17 protein-coding genes are annotated in these 21,957 nt (G+C 74.6%); 10 read left to right on the top strand and 7 right to left on the bottom strand.

The annotated features are described in order from the left end of the window. Positions 1-144 precede the first annotated feature (144 nt). The 3 genes from RM446_RS20055 to RM446_RS20045 all read left to right on the top strand — a co-directional run bounded on the left by RM446_RS20055 (position 145) and on the right by RM446_RS20045 (position 4,319). The gene (locus RM446_RS20055) at positions 145-1,017 is read left to right on the top strand and encodes an SRPBCC family protein (protein WP_311546911.1); all 873 of its coding nucleotides are present in this window, start codon (positions 145-147) and stop codon (positions 1,015-1,017) included. Positions 1,018-1,211: 194 nt separating this feature from the next. Next, positions 1,212-1,577, top strand: a complete 366-nt coding sequence (locus RM446_RS20050; protein ID WP_311546910.1) for a hypothetical protein — start codon at positions 1,212-1,214, stop codon at positions 1,575-1,577. A 678-nt stretch (positions 1,578-2,255) separates the two neighbouring features. Continuing rightward, positions 2,256-4,319 carry a serine/threonine protein kinase gene (locus tag RM446_RS20045; protein ID WP_311546909.1) on the top strand — a complete coding sequence of 688 codons (2,064 nt, stop codon included), beginning with the start codon at positions 2,256-2,258 and terminating at the stop codon, positions 4,317-4,319. Between the two features lie 15 nt (positions 4,320-4,334). Here the strand turns inward: RM446_RS20045 and RM446_RS20040 are convergent, their stop codons facing one another. From RM446_RS20040 to RM446_RS20025, 4 genes are all read right to left on the bottom strand, one after another. Then, positions 4,335-5,189: an ABC transporter ATP-binding protein gene (locus RM446_RS20040; RefSeq protein WP_311546908.1), complete on the bottom strand. Its 855-nt coding sequence runs from the start codon at positions 5,187-5,189 to the stop codon at positions 4,335-4,337. A 76-nt stretch (positions 5,190-5,265) separates the two neighbouring features. Then, positions 5,266-6,288: a FecCD family ABC transporter permease gene (locus tag RM446_RS20035; protein ID WP_311546929.1), complete on the bottom strand. Its 1,023-nt coding sequence runs from the start codon at positions 6,286-6,288 to the stop codon at positions 5,266-5,268. 95 nt (positions 6,289-6,383) lie between these two features. Further along, positions 6,384-7,490: a FecCD family ABC transporter permease gene (locus RM446_RS20030; protein ID WP_311546907.1), complete on the bottom strand. Its 1,107-nt coding sequence runs from the start codon at positions 7,488-7,490 to the stop codon at positions 6,384-6,386. 240 nt (positions 7,491-7,730) lie between these two features. Continuing rightward, complete coding sequence (locus RM446_RS20025) at positions 7,731-10,052, bottom strand: molybdopterin-dependent oxidoreductase (RefSeq protein WP_311546906.1); 2,322 nt, start codon at positions 10,050-10,052, stop codon at positions 7,731-7,733. 261 nt (positions 10,053-10,313) lie between these two features. On the opposite strand from RM446_RS20025, the gene RM446_RS20020 reads away from it, so the two are divergent. The 7 genes from RM446_RS20020 to RM446_RS19990 all read left to right on the top strand — a co-directional run bounded on the left by RM446_RS20020 (position 10,314) and on the right by RM446_RS19990 (position 17,167). Then, positions 10,314-11,255 (top strand): HpcH/HpaI aldolase/citrate lyase family protein, encoded by a 942-nt coding sequence (locus RM446_RS20020; RefSeq protein WP_311546905.1) that lies wholly within the window; start codon positions 10,314-10,316, stop codon positions 11,253-11,255. A gap of 132 nt (positions 11,256-11,387) precedes the next feature. Beyond that, positions 11,388-12,347, top strand: a complete 960-nt coding sequence (locus RM446_RS20015; protein ID WP_311546904.1) for a bifunctional helix-turn-helix transcriptional regulator/GNAT family N-acetyltransferase — start codon at positions 11,388-11,390, stop codon at positions 12,345-12,347. Between the two features lie 126 nt (positions 12,348-12,473). Further along, on the top strand, positions 12,474-12,650 hold the full coding sequence (locus tag RM446_RS20010; protein WP_311546903.1) for a hypothetical protein: 177 nt from the start codon (positions 12,474-12,476) through the stop codon (positions 12,648-12,650). A 134-nt stretch (positions 12,651-12,784) separates the two neighbouring features. Next, positions 12,785-13,384 (top strand): hypothetical protein, encoded by a 600-nt coding sequence (locus RM446_RS20005; protein WP_311546902.1) that lies wholly within the window; start codon positions 12,785-12,787, stop codon positions 13,382-13,384. Between the two features lie 24 nt (positions 13,385-13,408). Then, a complete protein-coding gene (locus tag RM446_RS20000) occupies positions 13,409-14,116 on the top strand; it encodes a response regulator transcription factor (protein WP_311546901.1) in 708 nt (235 codons plus the stop codon). A 4-nt stretch (positions 14,117-14,120) separates the two neighbouring features. Then, the gene (locus RM446_RS19995) at positions 14,121-15,587 is read left to right on the top strand and encodes a sensor histidine kinase (protein WP_398695555.1); all 1,467 of its coding nucleotides are present in this window, start codon (positions 14,121-14,123) and stop codon (positions 15,585-15,587) included. 464 nt (positions 15,588-16,051) lie between these two features. Further along, a complete protein-coding gene (locus tag RM446_RS19990; RefSeq protein ID WP_311546900.1) occupies positions 16,052-17,167 on the top strand; it encodes a DMT family transporter in 1,116 nt (371 codons plus the stop codon). A gap of 10 nt (positions 17,168-17,177) precedes the next feature. Here the strand turns inward: RM446_RS19990 and RM446_RS19985 are convergent, their stop codons facing one another. The 3 genes from RM446_RS19985 to RM446_RS19975 form a co-directional block, all read right to left on the bottom strand. Further along, a complete protein-coding gene (locus RM446_RS19985) occupies positions 17,178-18,461 on the bottom strand; it encodes a glycosyltransferase (protein ID WP_311546899.1) in 1,284 nt (427 codons plus the stop codon). A gap of 300 nt (positions 18,462-18,761) precedes the next feature. Continuing rightward, on the bottom strand, positions 18,762-20,639 hold the full coding sequence (locus RM446_RS19980) for a trypsin-like peptidase domain-containing protein (protein ID WP_311546898.1): 1,878 nt from the start codon (positions 20,637-20,639) through the stop codon (positions 18,762-18,764). Positions 20,640-21,000: 361 nt separating this feature from the next. Beyond that, positions 21,001-21,903: a sulfurtransferase gene (locus RM446_RS19975; protein WP_311546897.1), complete on the bottom strand. Its 903-nt coding sequence runs from the start codon at positions 21,901-21,903 to the stop codon at positions 21,001-21,003. Positions 21,904-21,957 lie beyond the last annotated feature (54 nt).

Raw genomic sequence — 21,957 nt, 5'->3', positions numbered from 1 at the left:
GGCGGCCGGCCCGCCCATCACACCCGGGCGGCGGGTGGCCGGCTCCGCGCCGGGTAGTAAGGGTTTGGGTTCGAAGCGCCCGCACGCGGGGCAGATGGAGGGCGAGCCGATGACGCCGAACGCGGCAGGAAGGCGGCGCTGCGAATGAGTACACGGCTGAACAACCGGTTCACGGTTCCGGTACCGGTGGACCAGGCCTGGGACGTGCTGATGGACGTCGAGCGCGTCGCACCGTGCATGCCGGGGGCCACCCTCGAGTCGGTCGAGGGCGACACCATGACCGGCAAGGTGCGGGTGAAGGTCGGGCCGATCAGCGTGACTTACCGAGGCGAGGCCCACTTCACCGAGATCGACGCCGCGGAGCACCGCGTGGAACTGCACGCGGGCGGCAAGGAGGCCCGCGGCTCCGGCTCCGCTTCGGCCACGGTGATCGCCCGGCTGCACGGGCGGGACGACGGGACCACCGAGGTGACCGTCGACACCGACTTCACCGTCACCGGCCGCGTCGCCCAGTTCGGGCGCGGCGTGATGGCCGACGTCAGCGCCAAGCTGGTCCAGAGGTTCGCCGACAACCTCGCCGCCGAACTGGAGGGGGGGCAGGCGGCCGCCGACCGCGGCGGCCCTGGCGAGGGCGAGCGGACTGCCGACCGGGGCGGCGACGGGTCGCGCTCCAGCTCGGCGGCGACGGCGGGCACCGCCACTGCCGAGGCGGGCACGGCGGCCAACGCGGTCGTGCCGCCGCAGGCCGGCGAGGAGGAGCACCGGGCCGGGACGTCCGGCGAGCCGGGCGGGCGGGACTCCGGCGGGGCGCAGGTCCGGCCGGAGCGGGACGCGCGGTCCGACAGCCCGGGGCTGCGGGCGCGCGACGACAGCATCGACCTGGTCTCGACGGTCGGCCTGCCGCTGCTCAAGCGCGCGCTGCCGGCCATCGGGGCAGCGGGGCTGCTCGCGATCGTCTTCAGCTGGCTGCGCAGACGTACCAAGCGCACCAAGCGCAGGGGGCGCAAGAAGGGCTGAGGCGCCGCGCCCCGGGGTTCGGCGGCGACGGGGCGGGGCACCCGGGTGACTTCCCGCACCGGTCGGGGCCGTCCGGCGCGGACGACCGTCGGTGCCCGTGACCGGATCCGGCATTCGGCGGCGGGCCCGTCGACTTCGCTGTGCGCATGGGGGACCCTGGCTGCGAGGCCGCTCGACCCGAAAGGCGATTCCCCATGCGCACAACCCTCCGTGCGGCCGTCCTCGCAGCGGCCGCCGCCCTCGCGACCGCTCCCCTGCCCGCCGCAGCGGACGACTCCCCGACCGCGCTGCCGCCGGGCTGCGACGCCGGCAGCATCTGCGGATACACCGGGTACGGCTTCGCCGGCGACCTGGTCCCCCTCCAGGCCGGAGCGGGCTGCGTGAACCTGAAGACCCCCATCCGGTCGATCGCCAACACCTACGGCAGCCCCGGAATCCCCGCGGCCGCCGGCGTGTACTCCGGCCCCGACTGCACCGGCGACCTCGTCGCGACCGCGGGCCAGGAGCAGTCCGTACCCCGCATCGTCCCGGACGGAGCCAGCGTCTCCCTGGCCTGGTAGGCGCGCCGGCCTGAGAAAGGCCTCTCCTCGTCCTGCGGGTGCCGTCCGTGCGCCCGCAGGACGGGTTGGCAGGGCCGGATCGGGGAGGCCGCGGCCTGCGGGCGGGCTCCGCGTGCCCGTCCCGCCGGGTGCCGGCCGGCGCCACCTCGGCGGTGCGGTCGCACTTTCGCAGGTGTCGGCTGCGGGCGCCGGGCGGCGAGACTCGCGGACATGATCGAGTCCGACCGCATGTGCGAGGGCGTGCCGCCGGCGCCTCGGTGCCGGCCCTGCTCCCGCAGACTCTGCCGGGCTCGGTGGCGGGGGTGATTCACCGGCCCTGCCTCGCCGAACGTGCGCCGTAGCGAATACCCTGCCACACAGAGGAATCCGTCCCTCCTCCACGCCGCCGGCGCAGGGACGGGCGCCGGAGTGTCCGCCCTCCGTCCGGATACCGCGGTCCCCGAGGAATCCGCCGCACGGACCGGTCGGCGGCACCGCGTTCCCCGGCGCGGCGACCGGTCCGCCGATGCGGCGCCGGCCGCTCCCGCCCCGCAGTGCGTACGGCCTGCGGGCTGCCCCGCTACCCCCGACCGGGTGACCGCGACCGCGGCCAGGACGAGCAGGCCGCCGTCCTGTGCCGGGGATTCCGGGCCCCGATCAGCAAGCCGCATGCCGGCTCGCGAGCAGAAAGAAGCAAGTATGAGCGCGCAGCACGGGGCCGGTGACGTGCCCCATTCCCCTCACCTGCGACCGCTGGCCGACAGCGACCCCGGGTCGGTCGGGCCCTACACGCTGACCGGGCGGCTGGCCCAGGACGGCGCGGGCGTCGTCTACGGCGCCACCGACTCCCAGGGATCCCCCATCGCCGTCCGGGTCGCCGACGAGCGGCTCGCCGCAGACCCCGGAGGGCGCTCCGCGCTTGAGCGCAGGATCGCGGCGCTGCAGGGCGTGGCAGGCGTCTGCGCGCTGCCCGTCCTCGCCGCCGACACCCGTGCCGAACGCCCGTGGGTGGCCACCGGGGCCCCCTCCGGGCCCAGCCTGCGCTCCCAGGTCGAAGCACGAGGGCCGCTGCCGCGCGAGGCCCTCCTCGCGCTGGCCGCGGGCACGGCCGAGGCGCTCACTGGCGCCGAGCCGGCCGGGCTCGCCTACGGGGCGATCACCCCCGACGACGTCGTGCTGGCCCCGGACGGCCCGCGCCTTGCCGGGCTGGACGCACTCGGGGGCACCGGCGGGTCCGCGTTCGCGGCCGCCGACATTCCGATGGGTCGGGCCGAGTGGGCGAGTCCGGAGACAGCCGAGGGCGCCCCGCTCTCCGCGTCCGGCGACGTCTTCTCGTGGGGCTGCCTGGTCGCCTACGCCGCGACCGGGCGCCACCCGTTCATGCCCGCCGGGGCCGCCGATGAGGAGGCCGACCCGCACCTGCGCGTCCGCGAAGGGAGCCCGGACCTCGACGGCGTACCGGGCGAACTTGCACCACTGATCGGGCTGGCCCTGGTCGCCGACCCGGGCTCCCGGCCGACCGCGGAGAGCGCCTACCGCGGGCTGGTCGCCTACGCCTCCGCCGACGACACCTCGCAGACGCCCACCCGCGAGCTGGCCGACCGGCTGCGCGCCATCATCGCCGCCGGCTGGAAGGCCGACGCCTCAGCGGTCTCCCCGGACGCGTCGGCGACCGGCGGCTCCGGCGCCGACGGCGCACCCGCGAACGGGACGGTGCCTGCCGCCGATGCGCCCGGCCCCGGCAGACCGGGGGCGCTGGCGACGGCCGTCGTGACCGTGTCGAGCATGGCCGCGGCGATGGTGATCGGCGCGGGAGGCTTCCTCACCGCCGCCTCGTTCGCGGGCGAGCCGCAGGCCGCGCCGAGCGAGTCGCCGTCGCCCGAGTCCCCGTTCGGCTCCGCGGAGCAGGCCGTGTCCGAGGCCGCGGCGGCGCTGAAGTCCGGCGAGAGCTACCGCGCGGTCGAGGACGTCGAGGGCGGGGGCACGCCCACCGCCGAGCGCCGCGAGCACGTCCTCACGTCCCTGGAAGGTGAGCCCTTCTTCCAGACCGCGACCCTGCTGGGCGATCCTGAGGCGCCGGCCGCCGGAAGCACGGCCTACGTCTACCGGCCGCAGTCCGAACTGCTGCTGCGGCGCGACTTCGGGGGCGGTGTCGAGGGCCGGTACGTCGTGGCGGCGCTCCCGGACGAGTCGGCCGGCGACCGGCTCGGCTCGCGCACCCCGGCGGTGAAGCCGTTCGAGGAGCTGATGGAGACGATGCGGGTCGCCGAGCGCATCGAGGGCCGCCTGAACGGGACGCCGGCGCTGCACGTCGGCGGGAGGTTCGCCCCCGCGGCGGACGGCGAGCGGCACTCCGGGGTCCGCTTCGACCTGTGGACGGACGCCGACGGGCATCCGCTCCGCCTCGACTACACCGCCGGGGGCACCGAGCACAACTGGAACTACTCGGGCTTCGGCGGCCTGGAGAGCGGCATCTGCGGAGTGGTCGACGGCGTCCCGGATGTGGAGCGCGCCTACCTGGTGCCGACACGCGGCGACCTGGCCTGCGACGAGGTCCGGCCGGTCGTGGAGGAGTACCTCGCGATCCCGGAGGCGGACCAGCAGGCGGCGGGCTATGTCGCCGAGGTCGGCGAGTGGACCTGCCGGATGTCGCCGCCCCCGGACGGCGACCCCGCCACCCGCGCCTACACGTCGGACGTCGGCGCCTGCGAGCGCGGCCCCGCCGAACGCGTCGACCTGGTCCTGCTGGACGAGACGCCCTGAGGCGCGTGCCGTGCGTCAGGCGCTGCGCGCCTGTTCGATCCGCTCCGCCGCCTCCGGCGCTCTCCGGCGGGCGATGCGGCCGCCGCGGTCGACCGGGACGACCAGCGGGGTTCCGGTCTCCGGGTCGGGGATGACGCGCACCGGCATGCCGAAAACGTCCTCGACCAGCTCCTCGGTGACGATGTCGGCGGGGTCGCCCTCCGCGGCGACCTGGCCGTCCTTCATCGCGATCAGGTGGGTGGCGTACCGGCACGCGTGGTTGAGGTCGTGCAGCACCGCGACCAGCGTGTAGGAGCGCTCATGGTGCAGCTCGGCGCACAGGTCCAGGACGTCCATCTGGTGGGCGATGTCCAGGTAGGTCGTGGGCTCGTCGAGCAGCAGCAGCGGCGTCTGCTGAGCCAGCACCATGGCCAGCCACACCCGCTGGCGCTGGCCGCCCGACAGCTCGTCGACCATGCGCCCGGCGAGGTCGACGATCCCCGTCGCGTCCATGGCCTCGTTGATGACCTTCTCGTCGGTGCGCGACCACTGCTTGAGGAACTTCTGGTGCGGGTAGCGCCCCCGCGCCACGAGGTCGGCGACGCTGATGCCGTCCGGCGCGATCGAGGACTGCGGCAGCAGCCCCAGGCGGCGGGCGACCTCCTTCGAGGGGTAGGAGCCGATCAACCGCCCGTCCAGGTGGACCGCCCCGCCGCTGGGCTTGAGCATCCGCGACAGCGCGCGCAGCAGCGTCGACTTGCCGCAGGCGTTGGGGCCGACGATCACGGTGAAGGAGTTGTCCGGGATGGTGATCCCGAGATCGCGGGAGATCACGCTCTGGTCGTAGGCCAGCGTCAGGTTCTCTCCCCACAGCCGGGACGGTTGGGGCATGGTCTCTCCTTCATTCGTCCGACGCGCCTGCCGCGCCGGACCCCTGTTCCGCTTGCGATGGATTGCGCGGCCGGAGTCACGCATGACCGGTGCGCCATTCCCGGTACAGCACCCAGACCAGGTAGCTGCCGCCGATGACCGCCGTCACCACGCCCACCGGCAGCTGGGTCGGGGCCAGCGCCTGCTGGGCGATCAGGTCGGCCGCCGCCAGCAGCAGCGCGCCCATGAGTCCGGCACCCAGGAGCGCGGTGCCGTTGGTGCGGGCGAGGCGGCGGACCAACTGGGGCGCCGCCAGGGCGATGAAGCTGATGGGGCCGGAGACGGCGATCGCCGCGCCGGTCAGCGCGCTCGCCGCCAGCATCACCGCGACCTGGGTGCCCTGGACGGGCACCCCCAGGCCGCTGGCGGCCTGCTCGCCCATCTCCATCATGCGCAGCCGCGGCCCCAGGGCGAGGACGACGGGGACCAGCACGGCCGCCGCGATGGACACGGCGAGGACCTCGCCCCAGCCGCGCCCGTTGAGGCTGCCGATCATCCAGATGTGCGCGGTCATCGCCTCGGTCAGCTCGGCCCGTGTCATCAAATAGTCGCGCACCGCCAGCAGCAGCGCGTTGATGCCGATCCCCACCAGAACCAGCCGGTAGCCCTGCACGCCCCGCCTGAACGCGAGCAGGTAGACCACCACCGCCGTGCCCACACCGCCGACGACGGCGCCGAGGGAGATCTGCACGAGGCTCCCGCCGAACACCAGGATGACGGCGACCGCGCCGGTGGAGGCGCCCCCGGTGAACCCGATGATGTCGGGGCTGCCCAGCGGGTTGCGCGAGATGCTCTGGAACACGCCGCCGGCGATGCCCAGGGCGGCGCCGACCAGCACCGCCACCCAGGCGCGCGGCAGCCGGACATCGCGGACGAAGAAGAGGTCGAGCCGTTCGCCCTCGCCGGCCAGCGCCCACAGCACGCGCGGCAGCGGGATGGAGTATTCGCCCACCGACAGCGAGACGGCGAAGACGACGACGGTCGCGGCGAGCAGCCCGCCGTAGACGGCGGCGACGCGCGGGCGCACCGCGAAGCTGACGCGGCCGCCGGCCAAGCGCATCGCCCGTGTGGAGCGCCGGCGGCGGCCCGGCGGCGCGCCGGGTGCGCCGCCGGCCGCTGTGTCGGAGCCGGCGCCGGTACGGGCGGGGGTGAGGGTCACAGCTGGGCCATCCTTCTCCGCCGCACGAGGTAGATGAACACGGGCGCGCCGATCAGGGCGGTGACGATGCCGACTTCCAGTTCGCCGGAAGAGGTCACGACGCGCCCGGCGGTGTCGGCGAGGGTCAGCAGCACGGCACCGACGGCCGCGGAGTAGGGCAGCAGCCACCGCTGGTCGGGGCCGGTGAACGAGCGCGCGAGGTGGGGCACGATCAGGCCGACGAACCAGATGGGCCCGGCCGCCGCGGTAGCGCCCCCGCACAGCAGCACGATCGCCAGCGCGACGAACGCGCGCGTCCGGTTGACGTGGGCGCCGAGCGCGGCCGCGAGGTCCTCGCCGAGCGCGATGGCGTTCAGCGCGGGTCCCAGCATGAGGGCCAGCACGATGCCCGCGGTCAGGAACGGCCAGATGCGCAGGAAGGTCTCCAGGTCGCGGCCGACGAGGGAGCCCACCTGCCAGAAGCGGATCTGGTCGAAGACGTTCTCGTTGAGGACGGTGATCCCGTAGACGAAGCCCTGAAGCACCGCACCCAGCGCGGTTCCGGCGAGGGCGAGGCGGACGGGGGTGGCGCCGCTGCGGCCGCGCGAACCCAGGGCGTAGACCAGGACCGCGGCGATGGCGGCGCCGAGGAACCCGAACCAGACGTAGGCGTCCGCCCCGGTCAGACCGAAGGCGAAGATCGCGGTGACGACCGCGGCGGCGGCGCCGGAGTTGACGCCCAGGATGCCGGGCTCGGCGATCGGGTTGCGCGTGAGGCCCTGCATGAGCGCCCCGGCCAGCCCGAGGGCCGCGCCGACGAAGACGCCCAGGACGGTGCGCGGCAGCCGCAGCTCCCACACGACGCTGGCGTTGTAGCTGCCGTCGGGTTCCAGCAGCGCACCGAGGACGGTGCCCAGCGGGATGGCCTTGGCGCCGACGGCGATGCTGAGGACCGCGCAGCCGGCCAGGGCCGCGGCCAGCGCGAGCAGGCCGGCGGTGCGCAGGACGTGGGTGTGCGCGGCGGCGCTGGTGCGGCGGTCGAGCGCGTCAGCGGCGACGACGGAGTCGGGAGCGCCGGCGTCCTCGCCCGCGTCCAGGGCGGTGGACGGCCGTTCCAGGCTCATCGCGCTCCGCCAGCGGGGGCGGCCGTGCGGCGCGCGGGCAGGGGCAGCACTGTTCCTCCGGGGCGGTTCCGCGATCCACTCGAACTTAGTAGAGGCTAACCTATCCCCGCATTTCGGCGGAAGTGGGACCCGGAGGTGAGCGGCGTCTCCCCGTCGCCGCAGGTGCGCGCGGTCGCGGGCCGGGCGCAGCGGCGGCCGTCCGGACGGCCGCCGCTGCCCCCCTGCGCGCTCCGCCCGCTGCTAAGGAGCGCCGGTCCGCGGCGGCTCGAACACGCGCACCGGAGGGGGCTCGCCCTCGTGGCGGGCCACCTCCACCAGCGCGTGCTGGCCGGTGGTGCCCTGGCTCAGGGCGGAGGACCCGATGTCGGCCGTGAGGACGTTGGGGTTGCCGTGGACGCAGGTCGCCGCGGGCGAGGACGGGTCGTACCAGGCGCCGGTGGACAGCTGGACGACGTCGGGCCGCACGTCGGTGCTGGTCTCGACCCCGGCCAGCAGGCTGCCGCGGTCGTTGTACACCCGCACCACGTCGCCGTCGGCGATGCCGCGGGCCGCCGCGTCGCCGGGGTGCATGCGCATCCGCGCCCGGTCGGCGATCTCCAGCGAGCGGCTGTAGTCGCCCATGTCCTGCTGGCTGTGCAGGCGGCCGCGCGGCTGGTTGGCGACGAGCAGCAGCGGCCACCGGCGCGCCCGGTCGGTGCCGATCCGCTCGGGGGAGGGCAGCCATACCGGGTGGCCCGGGCAGTCCTCGTAGCCGAAGGAGTCGACGGTCTGCGAGTACAGCTCGATGAGCCCGCTGGGAGTGGCCAGCGGGTGGGCGCCGGGGTCGGCGCGGAAGTCGCCGAAGAGGGTGGTGTCCTCGACCCGGTCGGGGATGTCGACTGCACCGGCGGCCCAGAAGTCGTCGAATCCGGGCGGCCGCCGGGTGGTGTACCGGGCGCGCCACTGCTCGTAGATGTGCCGCAGCCACTGCGCCGAGGTGCGTCCTTCGGTGAACTCCGCACGCGCGCCGAGCCGTTCGGCGAGGTCGGTGTAGACGTCGTACTCGTCGCGGGCGCTGCCGTGCGCGGCCACCGCGCGCGGCATGGCGCGCACCCGCAGGTCGCCCTGGCTGGCGCCGATGTCGTCGCGTTCCAGGGCGGTGGTGGAGGGCAGCACGATGTCGGCGTGGCGGGCGGTGGCGGTCCAGTGGGTCTCGGCGACCACCACCGTCTCGGGGCGTCCGAAGGCGCGGGTCAGCCGCGCGAGGTTCTGGTGGTGGTGGAAGGGGTTGCCGCCGGACCACACCACCATGCGGATGTCGGGGTAGGTGCGCCGCCGCCCGTCGTAGTCGTAGGGCTCACCGGGGTGCAGAAGCATGTCGGCGATCCGGGCGACCGGGATGGCGGAGTCGACGGGGTTGGCGCCCTGCAGGAAGCGCGGCAGCCCCGAGGGCGTGGAGCCGCCCGCGTAGTTGCCCGAGGACCCGTAGCCGGTGGCGAACCCGCCGCCGGGCAGTCCGATCTGGCCCAGGCATGCGGCCAGCGCGATACCGGCCCACAGCGGCTGCTCGCCGAAGCGGGTGCGCTGCACCGACCAGCCGACGTTGACCAGGGTGCGGCCGGCGGCCATGCGCCGGGCGAGGTCGCGCAGGGCCTGCGCGGGGAGCCGGGACAGGCCCTCGGCCCACTCGGGGGTCTTGGCGACGCCGTCCCGCTCACCCCTCACATAGCGGCGCAGCACGTCGGCGCCGACGGTGTAGCGGTCGAGGAAGCCGTAGTCGGCCAGCCCTTCGTCGAAGAGGGTGTGGATGAGCGCGAGCTGAACGGCGGCGTCGGTGCCGGGATCGGCCGGCAGCCATTCGGCGCCCATCTCCTCGATGGTGTCGTCGCGCAGCGGGCTGACGGACACGGTGCGCACGCCGCACTCGGCCGCCGCCCGCATGCCCTCGGCGGCGGTCTGGCGGGCCCGCCCGCCGGAGGAGTTCCAGGTGTTGGACAGCCGCAGCCCGCCGAAGGTCACCACCAGGTCGGTGTGCCGGGCGAGGGCCTCCCAAGTCGGGGCGCGTTCGAGCAGGTCGGCGGTGCCGCCGAGGCCGACGACGTGCGGAAGCAGGACCTCGACGCAGGCGTAGCTGTAGGTGTTGCGCGAGCGGGTGTAGCCGCCGACGGAGTTGAGGAAGCGGTGGACCTGGCTCTGCGGGTGGTGGAAGCGGCCCGCACTGCCCCAGCCGTAGGAGCCGCCGTAGATGGCGGCGCTGCCGTGCTCGCGGCGCACCCGGTCGATGTCGGCGGCGAGCAGGTCCAGCACGGCGTCCCAGCCGAGCTCGACGTACTCGTCTTGGAAGGTGCCGCGCAAGCTGTCGGGGCCGGGGCCGTTCTCCAGCCACCTCCGCCGCACCGCCGGAGCGGCGACGCGGGTCCGGTGGTGCTGGGCGGCGGGGGCGTTGCGGATGAGCGGCGAGGGGTCGGTGTCGTCGGCGGCCGGCCGCACCCCCACGACGCGGTCGCCCGAGACCAGGACGTCGTAGGTCCCCCAGTGGGCGCTGGTCGGGTGGCTGGTCGTGTGCTGGTCCGGCTCGTCCATCGCGCCTCGCTCCCTTCGGGAGCGTGCCGGCGCACCCCGCTTGCGCGCAGCCGTCCCCGTGCTGGTTCCGTTCCCGGTTGGCAGCCTACGCACTGCCCGGTCGGCGCGGTGCGCCGGGTGCTGCGGCATGCCCCACGGCGAAACCGCAGGCGGGAGCGATCCGCCGGCGCCGGTTTGCGAGGATGTCGAGCGGCGCCCCCGCCGCCCGCGGCGGGCGGGCGGCATGGGGGCGCCGGATCCGAATCGAGCAAGGGAGGCACCATGAGTGCGGTGGCATCGCGGCCGCGCCGTTCGGTTCTGGCGGTTCCGGCGTCCAACGCCCGGTTCATCGAGAAGGCCCGCGACCTGGAGGCCGATGCGTTCTTCCTCGACCTCGAGGACGCCGTGGCACCGTCGGAGAAGGAGGCGGCCCGCGCCAACGCCGCGGCCGCGCTCAACGCCGGCGGGTGGGGCGCCAAGGTGCGCACGGTGCGGGTCAACGACCTGGAGACGCCGTGGACTTACCGCGACGTCATCGAGGTCGTGGAGGCGGCCGGCGCCGAGCTGGACTGCCTGGTGCTGCCCAAGGTCACCGGGCCCGACCATGTGCGCTGGCTGGACACCCTGCTCACGCAGATCGAGGCGGCCACCGGCCTCGAAGCGGGCCGGATCGGGATCGAGGCCCAGATCGAGGACGCCCGCGGCGCCTCCCGGGCCGACGAGATCGCGGCGGCCTCGCCGCGGCTGGAGAGCCTGGTGTACGGGCCGGCGGACTTCATGGCCTCGGTCAACATGCGCACCCTGGTGGTCGGCGAGCAGCCGCCCGGCTACGACGTGGGCGACGCCTACCATTACGTGCTGATGCGCATCCTGCTGGCCGCCCGAGCGAACGGGCTCGAGGCGGTCGACGGTCCCTACCTCCAGATCCGCGACGTCGAGGCGTTCCGCCGCTCGGCGGGGCGCACCGCCGCGCTGGGCTTCGACGGCAAGTGGGTACTGCACCCGTCGCAGGTGGCGGCCGCCAACGAGGTGTTCACACCCGGCCAGGAGGACTACGACCACGCCGAACGCATTCTGGAGGCCTACGAGCACGCCACTGCGGTGGAGGGGCGGGGCGCGGTGATGCTGGGCGGCGAGATGCTCGACGAGGCGTCCCGCAAGATGGCGCTGGCGGTGGCGGGCAAGGGCCGTGCGGCGGGTATGCGCCGCACCGAGCACCGTTGATCACGTAGCCGTCCCGGCCACCGCTCGTTTCCAAGCACCCCCTCCGCGCGGTAGATTGTTTGTCAGAGTCAAACAATTCTGCTTCGGCGGCGGCCGGGACCGCCACAGGGGCGAAGGCAGCTGGGGATGGCCATGGACAAGCTCGAAACCGACACCGGCGTCCCGATCGACGACGTCTCCGCGATCCGCTCCTTCAACCGCTTCTTCACCCGCCGCGTCGGCGCGCTCAAGCCCGGGCTGCTCGGGTCCCCGTGGTCGCTGACCGAGGTCCGCACGATGTACGAGCTGCGGCAGCGCACCCGGTCGGAGGCCCTCGAACTCCGGCGCGCGCTCGATATGGACGCCGGGCAGCTCAGCCGCGTGCTGGCACGGCTGGAGCGGTCCGGGCTCATCGTCCGCTCGCCCTCCCCTGAGGACGGGCGGCGGCAGGTCGTCGAGCTGACGGACGAGGGCGGGCGCGCAGCCGCGGTACTGGACGACCGCGCGAACGAGGAGGTCGTCGGCCTCATCTCGCACCTGTCCGCAGCCGACCGGCGGCGGCTCATCGAGGCCATGAGCACCGTTCGGCGGCTGTTCGAGGACCCCGCTCCCGCCGATTCCGCCCCCGCCTCCGAAGGGCTGTCACTGCGCGAGCCGGGCCCCGGCGACCTCGGCTGGGTGGTCGAGCGCCACGGCGCGCTCTACCCCGCCCAATACGGCTGGGACTCCTCGTTCGAGGCCTGGGTGGCGCGCCTGGTCGCCGACTACGCGCAGGAACCCGGCGGGACGGGCCGCCGCCTGTGGATCGCGGGGGCCGACGACCGCCGCGCCGGGTGCATCGCCTGCGTACCCGACGACGAGAGCACCGCACGGCTGCGGCTGTTCCTCGTCGAGCCCGAGGCGCGCGGCCGCGGCGTCGGCTCGATGCTGATGCGGGAATGCCTGGCCTTCGCGCGCGCAGCCGGCTACCGGCGCATGGTGCTGGCGACGTACTCGGTGCTCGGCGAGGCCCGGCGCCTGTACCAGGCCGCCGGGTTCCGCCTGGTCTCGTCGCACGACGAGCGCGCCTTCGGGCAAGACCTCACGGCGCAGGCCTGGGAGCTGGAGCTCTGACCCGGTCCCCGGTCACCCGCAGGGGCCGCGCGGAGGGAACCCGCGGGCGCCGCGCCGCGTCCGATCTGCGGTATCGCCCACGACGCCGCCGTCCGAATCGGCGGATCATCCAGGATGGAGGCACCGATGAAGTGGAACACGTCCGCGTTCTCCGGACTCGCCATCGGGATAGGGGTCGGAATCGCTCTCGGGGTCTCGCTCGACAATCTGGGCCTGGGGATCGCCCTCGGCATCGGGATCGGCATCGCCTTCGGTATCGCCTTCCAGCAGGGCGGGCGCAGCAAGGGCGGCGACGGTGAGTAGCGGCCGGCGGCCCCGCGGGGCCATCGGTCCGCCGAGCCGGCACGCCGCCGACCGGCACCGCTCCGGCGAGGGCGGCCAGCACCGCAACGATGAGGGCCCGCACAGGTGCCCGTAGGAAAGAGGCCGCCTCTCCCATGCGCCAGCGACTCGCAGGAATACTGATCGGCTGCGTCTTCGGCGCCGTGTTCGTCTTCGTCAACGCCGGCGCCCCGATGGGTCCGGGGCTGGTCGTACTCGCGCGCGCCGCAGCGGTGCTCGCCTTGGCGACCGCCGCGGTACTGGCGGTACTGGCGGCCCGGAAGGCCGCCGGCCGCGCTCCGGACGCCCCGGGCGCGGACTCGGCCGACGGGCGACCTGCCATGTTCAACCGCCGCTACGCCGCCGTCGTCGCCGCCGAGGTCGCGCTGCTCTTCGGCGGGTTCCCGGCGCTGCGGGCGCTCGGCGCGCCCGTGGAGGCCAACGTCGCCTGGATCGCGGTCATCGTGGGCCTGCACTTCGTCGCGCTCGCGGCGGTGTGGCGGGAGCTCTCCGTCCTCGTGCCGGGAGCCGGGCTCACCGTGCTCGGCGCAGCGGGCTTCGCGCTCGTCGGCCTGTCCCATACGCCACTGGTGCCGATCGTCAGCGGCGTCCTCTCGGGCGCGGTGCTGCTGCTCTCCGCCGCGCGTAGGCCCTCCGGCGCCGTCTGGGACTCCGCGGACCCGCAGTGGCCTCGCGTTGCTCTTACCGGCGGCTAACCCGGATACGCCACCATTGGCACCATGACCCGACCGAGCAGCGTCCTGATCGCCGACGACGACCGCGCCATCCGCGACTCACTGGATCGGGCGCTGCGGTTGGAGGGCTACGAGGTGCGCATGGCGGCCGACGGGGTCGAGGCCCTCGCGGCCGTGCACGCCGAGCCGGTGGACCTGCTGGTGCTCGACGTGATGATGCCGGGCGTCGACGGCCTTGGCGTGTGCCGCGTGCTGCGCAAGGAGGGCGACAGCACCCCGATCCTGATGCTGACGGCGCGCGTGGAGACCTCCGACCGGGTGGCCGGGCTGGACGCCGGCGCCGACGACTACCTCCCCAAGCCCTTCGAGCTGGACGAGCTGCTGGCGCGGCTGCGGGCGCTGCTGCGCCGCGCGGCGCCTACGGACGAGGACGGCTCACCCGCGGCGTCGCTGCAGGTCGGCGACCTGAGCCTGGACCCCGGAGCGCGCCGGGTGTGGCGCGGCGGGCAGGAGGTCGAGCTGTCCAAGACCGAGTTCGACCTGCTGGAACTGCTCGTCCGCAACACCGGGATCGTGCTGGACCATCCGACCATCTACGACCGCATCTGGGGCTACGACTTCGGCCCGGAGTCCAAGAACCTGGCCGTCTACATCAGCTACCTGCGCCGCAAGCTGGAACCCCAGGGGACGCCGCCGCTGATCCACACCGTCCGGGGCGTGGGCTACACCATCCGGCCGCAGGAGGCGGGGTGATCCGGTGATCCGCAACCCGCGTCAGCTGGCGCATGCCCTCAAAGAGCGCGTCGTGCCGGTGCGCGACTGGCGCCTGGGCACGCGCTTCGCAGTTTCATTCGCCCTGGTGGCGGCCGTGGTGATCGCGCTGGTGGGCTCGCTGGCCTACAACACCGCGGCGTTCCTGATCCGCACCGACGAGCAGACGGAGTTCGACACCACCGTCGAGAGCCTCTCGCGCGACCTGCGCGGACCGGCGATGGACCCGTTCGACGGCGGGAACGGGCCCACACTGCTGCACTCCGACTCCTTCACCTACCAGGCCATCACCCCCGACGGCGGCCTCCAGGTGCAGGTGCGCGGCGATCAGCCCGTCCGGTTCCTGCCGGTCACCGACGAGGACCGGGCGACCGCCGCCGAGGAGCAGGCCGGTGCGGTGCACACCCGCGAAGACGCCGCCCACGGCGAGGAGTACCGCATCGCGACGGTCTCCCTCGGCGGCGGCAGCGGCGCCATCCAGATCGGCCAGCGGCTCTCGCCGACCGAGAGCATGCTGGACAGCCTCGCCACCCAGATGCTGGGCGTCGGCGGGGCGGTGCTCATCGGAGCGGGCGTTGCCGGGTGGCTGATCGGCCGCCGCGTCACCGGCCGCCTGGTGCGACTGACCGAGGCCGCGGAGTACGTCAGCGCCACCGGCAGGCTCGACTACCCCGTGCCCGGCGGCGAGGCCTCCGCCCGGCAGGCGGCGGGCGACGAGGTGGGCCGCCTGGGCAACGCGTTCAGTGCGATGCTGGCCAGGCTGGCCGGGTCCAAGGAGGAGCAGCGGCGGCTGGTGCAGAACGCCTCGCACGAGCTGCGCACCCCGCTCACGAGCCTGCGCACCAACGTCAGCGTGATGCGGCGCTTCGAGCAGCTGCCGCCGGAGGGACGGCGGCAGCTCGTCGACGATCTCCAGGGCGAGACCCGCGAACTCACCGACCTGGTCGACGAGCTGGTGCAGCTGGCGACCGACAGCCGTGAGGACGAGCAGCCGGCCGATGTGGACATGAGCGCCCTGGCCGAGCGCGTCGCCGCCCGCACCCGCAGGCGAACGGGGCGCGAGGTCGCGGTGGATGCCGACGGCACGGTGGTGCACGGCAGGCCGGGGGCGCTGGAGCGGGCCCTGTCGAACCCGGTGGAGAACGCGGCGAAGTTCGATCCCGACGGGACGGAGCCCGTCGAGATCGTCGTCCGCGAGGGCAGGGTCGAGGTGCGCGACCGCGGTCCGGGCGTCGACGAGCAGGAGCTGGAGCACATCTTCGAGCGCTTCTACCGTGCGGCCTCGGCGCGGAGCATGCCCGGCTCGGGACTGGGCCTGTCGATGGTCCACGACATCGTGAGCGCGCACGGCGGCCGCGTCCTGGCCGCGAACCGCCCCGGCGGGGGCGCCGTCGTCGGGTTCTGGCTGCCGCCCCGCAGCGAACCGGGCGGAGGGACCGCCCCCCGGGACTGACCCCGCGGGGTCCCGGTGCCGTCCGCGGGCGGCTCCGGGAGGCCCTCGCGGTGCGGCTCGGACTTCCGGCCCGTTTATCGGATCTTGACCTTTCATATAGCAGAATTCCCAGGCCAGGAGGATGGGCCCCGTGCGGCGCCGGGCCGGAAGCGCCCGCGCATGCGGTGGTCCGGGGAGCGGACCCTCCGCAGAGCGCGTCGGGACCACCCGCGGTTCACTCCGCACACGTGGTACCTGTCACACTCGGCTGGGTGGTCGGGATTGTTCGGGAGTATCCGCAATTCGACATTGCCCGGTCGCACCCGAAGCGGTCGTGGACGGGCACTGCTGTTCCCGCCTCAGCCGCGCACGATGTCCGCGACCGGCACCGGAGAACGCCGACGCCCGCCCGCCGGATGCACCACCCGATCGACGTACCGCCGCACCCGCCAGGCGGATGAGACGCAAGGAGGGCGCAGCAGCACATGTCGTTGCCAGTGGTCATCGCCATCGCGGGTGCGCTCGCAGTCGCGGCGGGGGCGGCCTTCCAGGAGAGGGCGGTCGTCCGGGCGCCGCGGCTCGGGCAGTTGCGGCTGCTGTCCTTCCTGGTGCGCAGCCGCGGTTGGTGTCTGGGTACCCTCTTGACGGTGGCCGGTGTCGTGGCGCACATGGTCGCTCTCAGCGGCGCGCCCCTCATCATCGTCCAGCCGATCGGGGTCAGCGGTCTGCTGTTCGCGGTGATGCTCTCGGCGTTCTTCCGCCGCCAGCGCCTGAAGAAGGCCCAGGTCATCGGATCGCTCGCCGTCACCGCGGCACTGGCCGGGCTGCTGGCCACGCTTCCCGACCACGCCGGCGCGCCGGTGCCCACCCGCGCCGAAACCTTCCTCATGCCCCTGGGCTGCGCCGGCGTGATGCTGGCGTGCCTGGCGGCCGCGCGGTTCACCGGACCCGTCACACGGGCCTGGACCCTCGCGCTGGCCGGAGGCGTGGCCTACGGCGCGACGTCGGCGTTCGCCCGCGTCATCGGGTCGGCCGCCGTCGCGGACGTGCTGGCGATCGTGCAGCCGCTGAGCCTGGTGGGCCTGGCGATCGGCCTGTCGGGCGCCATGATCGTGCAGAACGCCTACCGCAGCGGGCACTTCGCGCTCGCCTACGCGACGCTGCTCATCAGCGACCCGCTCTCGGCCGCGGTCATCGGTGTCGTGCTCTTCGACGAGCGGATCCCGACCGGGCCGGTGGAGGGCACCATCGCGGTCGGCGCCGCGGTCTTGCTCGTGGTCGGGGTGGTCACCCTTGCCCGCGCAAGCCGCCCCGCTCCCGCCCCGCCCGTTCAGGGCACCGCCCGGCTCGGCAAGGGGGGCATCGGCGAGCCGGTCGGCGGCAGCACCGCGCCGGCTCCCTCCGGAACGGGCTCCGATCAACACGTCGCGGCCGATGACGAGCGGCCGGCCGAGGGGGCGCACCGCAGGCGCGACCCGTCGGCGCGCCCCCTGAGGTCCGCCGGAGGTACCGCGGGGGCCGCGGCGCACCGCTCCGAGCGCGGCCGCAACCCCGGCGCGGGACGCGGCCGCGGCCTGTCCGCCGAGCCCGCCGTGGAGTGAGCCGCGGCCGCTAGAGCCGACGGATTCGCCCGCCCGGGTCCGGCGACAGCTCGCGGTAGATCTCCTCATACCGCGCCAAGGAGGCCTGGTGGTCGTGCCGGGAGGCCAGCCGCCGGCTCTCCTCGCCCATCCGGTCGCGCTCCTCGCCGCCCGCCAGGATCTCGCCGGCGTACTTGGCCAGGTCGCCCGCGTTGCCCGGCGGGTAGAGGTAGCCGTTTCGCCCGGTCTGGACGAGGTGCGGCAGCGCCATCGCGTCGGCGGCCACGACCGGCAGCCCGCTGGCCATGGCCTCCAGGGTCGCGATGCTCTGCAGCTCGGCGGTCCCGGCGATGATGAAGACGTCGGCCGCGTGGTACACGTCGGGCAGGTCCGCGTCGGGCACGAACCCGAGCAGATGCACCCGGTCGGCCACGCCGCGCTGCCTGGCCAGCTCCTCCAGGTGCGGCCGCTGCGGGCCGGCTCCGGCCACCACGAGCTGGGTGTCGGGCACGGTGACGTGCGGAAGGGCCTCGACGAGGTCGGCGATGTTCTTCTCGGAGTCCAGGCGCCCCACGAAGGCGAGCGTCGGCCGGTCCGGCAGGCCCAGCCGCCGCCGGGCGCCCGCGCGCTCGGCCGAGCCACCGCCGAGCGGCCGGAAGCGGTGCAGGTCGGTGCCGCAGGAGACCGCCTCGACGGTGCGGCCGAAGCCCTTGTCCAGCAGCAGCTGGGCGGCGATGCGCGTGGGGGTCGTGACGTGGTCGGCCCCGGAGGTGACGCGCACGAAGTCGCGCCAGGCGCGGTCGCCGAGCGCCGCGTGCAGCGCCGCCGGGCAGTGGAGGTAGGTGAACAGGTTCTCCGGCATGAAGTGGTTGGTGGCCACGACCGGGATGCCGTGCCGCCGCGCCGCGCGCAGCAGCAGGCGGCCGACGATGAAGTGGTTCTGGATGTGCACCGCGTCGGGGCGCAGGCGGGCCAGGAGGCGGTCGATGTGCCCGGGAAGGCCGGCGGGCACCGCCAGGCGCACCGTCTCGTGCACCAGCGACGGAGCCGAACGCACCCGGTGCTCGACGGCACCGCCGATCTCGGTCACGCGCGGCGGGCCGTCCGCCGAAGGGCACAGCACGTGCACGTCGGTGCCGCGGTCGGCGAGCCCGCGCGCCAGGCGCGCGCTGAACAGCGCGGCGCCGTTGACGTCGGGCGGGTAGGTGTCGGAGCCGATGAGTACGCGCCGGCGCTCCGGCGATCCGCCGGCGCCGCGCCGGGCGCCGCTGTGCGTCCGACGGCGGCCCGGGAGTGTGGAAGGGGCTTCGCCCATTGTCAGGTCTCCAGATCGAGGCGCGGGTGAACGGACCGCACCGTGCTCGCGGGTCGGCTGCCCGGTCCGGCCGCCGGTGACGCGGTCCCGCCCTGCCTGAGCGGTTTCGTCACCGCGGGCGCACGGCCGGTCGCCGTACAGTGCCGGGAACGATACCCTCCGCCCCGGCGAAAGCGTCGAGCCCGCGACCGGTGTCGCCCACTACAGCCCCGGCGGGGCCCGGCGCGTGCCGCACGCGCCGGGCCCCGCCCCCTGTTCCCTTCGCAATCCCCGCTCCCGGTGAGGTCTCGCGGCGGCGCCTCAGCTGCCGAGGCTGTTGGACGACTGCGCCGAGAGCGTCACGTCGGCCTCCTGCTCCTCGCCGTTGCGCACGTAGCCGATGGTGATCGTGTCGCCCGGCTGGTGGGCGCGGATCGCGGCGATGAGGGCGTTGGGGCCGTCCACCTCTTCGCCGTTGACACGGGTGATGCGGTCGCCCCGCTCCAGGCCGGCCCCGGCCGCGGCGCCGCCGTCGTTGGTCTCCACGACCGTGGCGCCTTCCTCGTTGCTCTGGGTGATGGTGGCCTCGATGGCGGCGTAGCTCGCCTGGCCGTCCTCGATGAGCTGCTCGGCGATCGGCTTGGCCTGGTTGATCGGGATGGCGAAGCCGAGCCCGATCGAACCGGCCTGGCCCCCCGTGGTGCTCGTGGAGGCGATCGCGGTGTTGATGCCGATGACCTCGCCGCTCATGTTCATCAGCGGGCCGCCCGAGTTGCCCGGGTTGATGGGCGCGTCGGTCTGGATGGCGTTGATGACCGTCGAGGTCCGCAACTGCTGCTCGCCCTGCCCCTGCTCCTGCTCCTCCGGCAGGCCGAAGGGGTTGTCCGGCTGCTGCTCCTGCTGACCGGTGGCGCCGGTGTTGACGGGGCGGTCGAGGGAGCTGACCACGCCGCTGGTGACGGTGCCCTGCAGGCCCAGGGGAGAGCCGATCGCGACGACGTCGGCACCGACCTCGACCTTGTCGGAGTCGCCGAGCTTGGCGGTGGTGAGCCCGCTCTGGTCCTCGGCCTTGATGACGGCGAGGTCGGAGACGGGGTCGGTGCCCAGGATGCGGGCCTTCGCCTCGCTGCCGTCGTTGAACGCCACGGTGACCGTGTCGCCCTGGGCTTCGGAGACGACGTGGGCATTGGTGAGGATCTGGCCGTCGGAGCTGATGACCGCGCCACTGCCGGTGCCCTGGCCCGCCTGGATGGAGACCACGCTGGGCAGGGACTTCTCGGCGACGGTGCTGACGTCTCCGGTCGAGGGCGATCCGCCCGAGCCGTCGGTGAGCGCAGACGTGCCTCCCTGGCCCGCGTCGACGAAGTAGGCGGTGATCGCCGCGGCGGCGGGGCCCACGATCAGGCTGGTGACCAGCGCCGTGACGGCGGCGACCACCACGACGGCGTTGCGCCGCAGGAGGCCGGGCTTGCGGGGCGGCTCGCCCGGACGGCCCTCGCCGTGCGGGGGCGGCGGGAAGCCGCCGGGGTGTCCGGGACCGCCGGGATAGCCGGGACCACCGGGGCCGCCGGGGTGGCCGCCGCCGTAGTGCCAGCCGCCGGTGTGGTGCGCCCCGGCGTCCTGCCCGGGGTACGCGCCGTAGGGGGCGGACGGGTCGGCTGCCCCGCTCGCGGCGCCGGCGGCCGCGCCGGACCAGGCCGCGGACTCGGCGTCGCCGGGGTGCTGCCCCGGCTGCGGACCGTGGGGGCCATGGCCGCGCGGCTGCCCGGACCCTCCCGGGAAGGCGCCCTGAGCGGGGCCGTGGTGTCGGAGGGGATCGGCGGGAGCGGCGTGTTCGCCGGGCTGGGCGGCTCGGGAGGCCTGCGGCTGCTCGTGGGGTACCGGCGCCTCGTCTCCGGCCGCTTCGTAGGGGGTGGCGCGCGGGGGCCGGTTGGCCACGGCGGACCGCCAAGGCCCGGTGGTCTCGGAGGCACCGCCCCCGGACTGGGCCGCTACCGCCACGTCGGGGTCGTCGCCGGGCGCGGGCTCGGTCCAAGCGGCCGCTTCAGGCTGCGCCGCGCTGTCGGCGGGTTCAGGCGGAGACGCGGGGTCGGCACCGGGCGGGGCGGCGTCCGCGGACACCTCGGGCGGCTCGGCCGGACGGCCTTCGCCTACGTGGTCCCCGGTTGGGAACCCCTTGCTGGGGTCGCTGGCGCTCATGTGCTCCTCCGGACTGCTCGACCTGTTACCGACAACGATCGGATGCCGAGGTTAGACAGCAGTGAGACCCGAGAAAAAATGCGTCTCGAAGAGACCCGGTTCGGGCGGCGGAGAGCCTCCGGCTCCGAACCGCCGCCCGCAGGCGGTGTCGACGGCCGTTCGTGCCGGTACCGCTACCCGCCGACTCGAACAGGCGACATCGGCGTGCCGCGCACCGCAAACCCGACCGCGGCCGCACCATGGACACAGGGCGCCGCTCGTCGCCGGGACCCGCCCGGCCGTCGTGCACACGTGTACCCCGCGCCCTCGTCCGATCAGCCGCGTGGCCGCCCACTGACCCTGGGATCAGGCCACGCGGTGTCTACCCGCCCCCGTCACACTCCCCCCTCCCGCCGATCCCCCCGGCTCCGCCGACCTCCCCCGTCTCCACGGGAAGGCCGGTGTCGGCCCCCCATGCGCTCCACGATCCGGGATAGAGGCGGGCACCGGCGTATCCCGCGTGTTCGAGGGCGACCAGGTCAAGGCACGCGGTGACGCCCGAGCCGCAGTAGGCGGTGACGGTCTCGGCGCTGTCGGCACCCAGTGCGCGGAACCTCTCGCGCAGCCGCTCGGGCGGCGCGAAGCGCCCGTCCGCGGTGAGGTTTCCGGCCCAGGCCGCGCTGCGCGCGCCGGGGATGTGCCCGGGGCGCGCGTCCACCGGAGCAGGGGCCGCGCCGGTGTAGCGCTCATGGACGCGGGCGTCGAGCAGCAGCCGGCGCTGGTCGCCGGACTCGGCGCGCACGGCGGCGGTGTCCGCGAAGCGGTCGGCGGGCCAGGGCACCGCGGTGCGTTCACGCCGGATCGGCTCGACGCCGCCGCGCTCCAGCGGACCGCGCCAGGCGTCGATGCCGCCGTCGAGCAGGGCGGCCGGCGATCCGAGCACGCGGAGCAGCCACACCAACCGCGCCGCGGTCGAACCGCCGCTGTCGTCGTAGGCGACGACCGGCGTGCGGTCGCCGATGCCCAGCGCGGACATGGACTCGGCGAAGTCGTCCGGGTCGGGCAGCGGATGGCGGCCGCCGGACTCGGTGGCGGGCGCGGCGAGATCGGTGTCGATGTCCGCGAACACCGCACCGGGCAGATGCCCCGCCAGGTAGGCGTCGCGGCCGGACCGGCCGTCGAGGTACCAGCGCACGTCGGCGAAGAGCACCTCGTCGGCGTGCGCGGCGGCCCACTCCGGCGGGACGACGACGGGCAGTGCGGGGGCGTTCTGATCGGTGGCCATGGCTGCAAGCTACCCGGGCAGGGCGGAGGTCGGAGCGGCGCCGAAGCCGCATCC

The organism is Streptomonospora wellingtoniae (genome assembly GCF_031845375.1).
Taxonomy (GTDB): Bacteria; Actinomycetota; Actinomycetes; order Streptosporangiales; family Streptosporangiaceae; genus Streptomonospora; species Streptomonospora wellingtoniae.
The sequence above is the reverse complement of the archived record's forward strand: the minus strand, read 5'-3'. Positions and strand labels throughout refer to the sequence as shown.

Bases quoted from the DNA above. Each gene is read 5' to 3' on its own strand.
- RM446_RS20055 (WP_311546911.1), top strand. From the start codon at position 145: ATGAGTACACGGCTGAACAACCGGTTCACGGTTCCGGTACCGGTGGAC.
- RM446_RS20050 (WP_311546910.1), top strand. From the start codon at position 1,212: ATGCGCACAACCCTCCGTGCGGCCGTCCTCGCAGCGGCCGCCGCCCTC.
- RM446_RS20045 (WP_311546909.1), top strand. From the start codon at position 2,256: ATGAGCGCGCAGCACGGGGCCGGTGACGTGCCCCATTCCCCTCACCTG.
- RM446_RS20040 (WP_311546908.1), bottom strand. From the start codon at position 5,189: ATGCCCCAACCGTCCCGGCTGTGGGGAGAGAACCTGACGCTGGCCTAC.
- RM446_RS20035 (WP_311546929.1), bottom strand. From the start codon at position 6,288: ATGCGCTTGGCCGGCGGCCGCGTCAGCTTCGCGGTGCGCCCGCGCGTC.
- RM446_RS20030 (WP_311546907.1), bottom strand. From the start codon at position 7,490: ATGAGCCTGGAACGGCCGTCCACCGCCCTGGACGCGGGCGAGGACGCC.
- RM446_RS20025 (WP_311546906.1), bottom strand. From the start codon at position 10,052: ATGGACGAGCCGGACCAGCACACGACCAGCCACCCGACCAGCGCCCAC.
- RM446_RS20020 (WP_311546905.1), top strand. From the start codon at position 10,314: ATGAGTGCGGTGGCATCGCGGCCGCGCCGTTCGGTTCTGGCGGTTCCG.
- RM446_RS20015 (WP_311546904.1), top strand. From the start codon at position 11,388: ATGGACAAGCTCGAAACCGACACCGGCGTCCCGATCGACGACGTCTCC.
- RM446_RS20010 (WP_311546903.1), top strand. From the start codon at position 12,474: ATGAAGTGGAACACGTCCGCGTTCTCCGGACTCGCCATCGGGATAGGG.
- RM446_RS20005 (WP_311546902.1), top strand. From the start codon at position 12,785: ATGCGCCAGCGACTCGCAGGAATACTGATCGGCTGCGTCTTCGGCGCC.
- RM446_RS20000 (WP_311546901.1), top strand. From the start codon at position 13,409: ATGACCCGACCGAGCAGCGTCCTGATCGCCGACGACGACCGCGCCATC.
- RM446_RS19990 (WP_311546900.1), top strand. From the start codon at position 16,052: ATGTCGTTGCCAGTGGTCATCGCCATCGCGGGTGCGCTCGCAGTCGCG.
- RM446_RS19985 (WP_311546899.1), bottom strand. From the start codon at position 18,461: ATGGGCGAAGCCCCTTCCACACTCCCGGGCCGCCGTCGGACGCACAGC.
- RM446_RS19980 (WP_311546898.1), bottom strand. From the start codon at position 20,639: ATGAGCGCCAGCGACCCCAGCAAGGGGTTCCCAACCGGGGACCACGTA.
- RM446_RS19975 (WP_311546897.1), bottom strand. From the start codon at position 21,903: ATGGCCACCGATCAGAACGCCCCCGCACTGCCCGTCGTCGTCCCGCCG.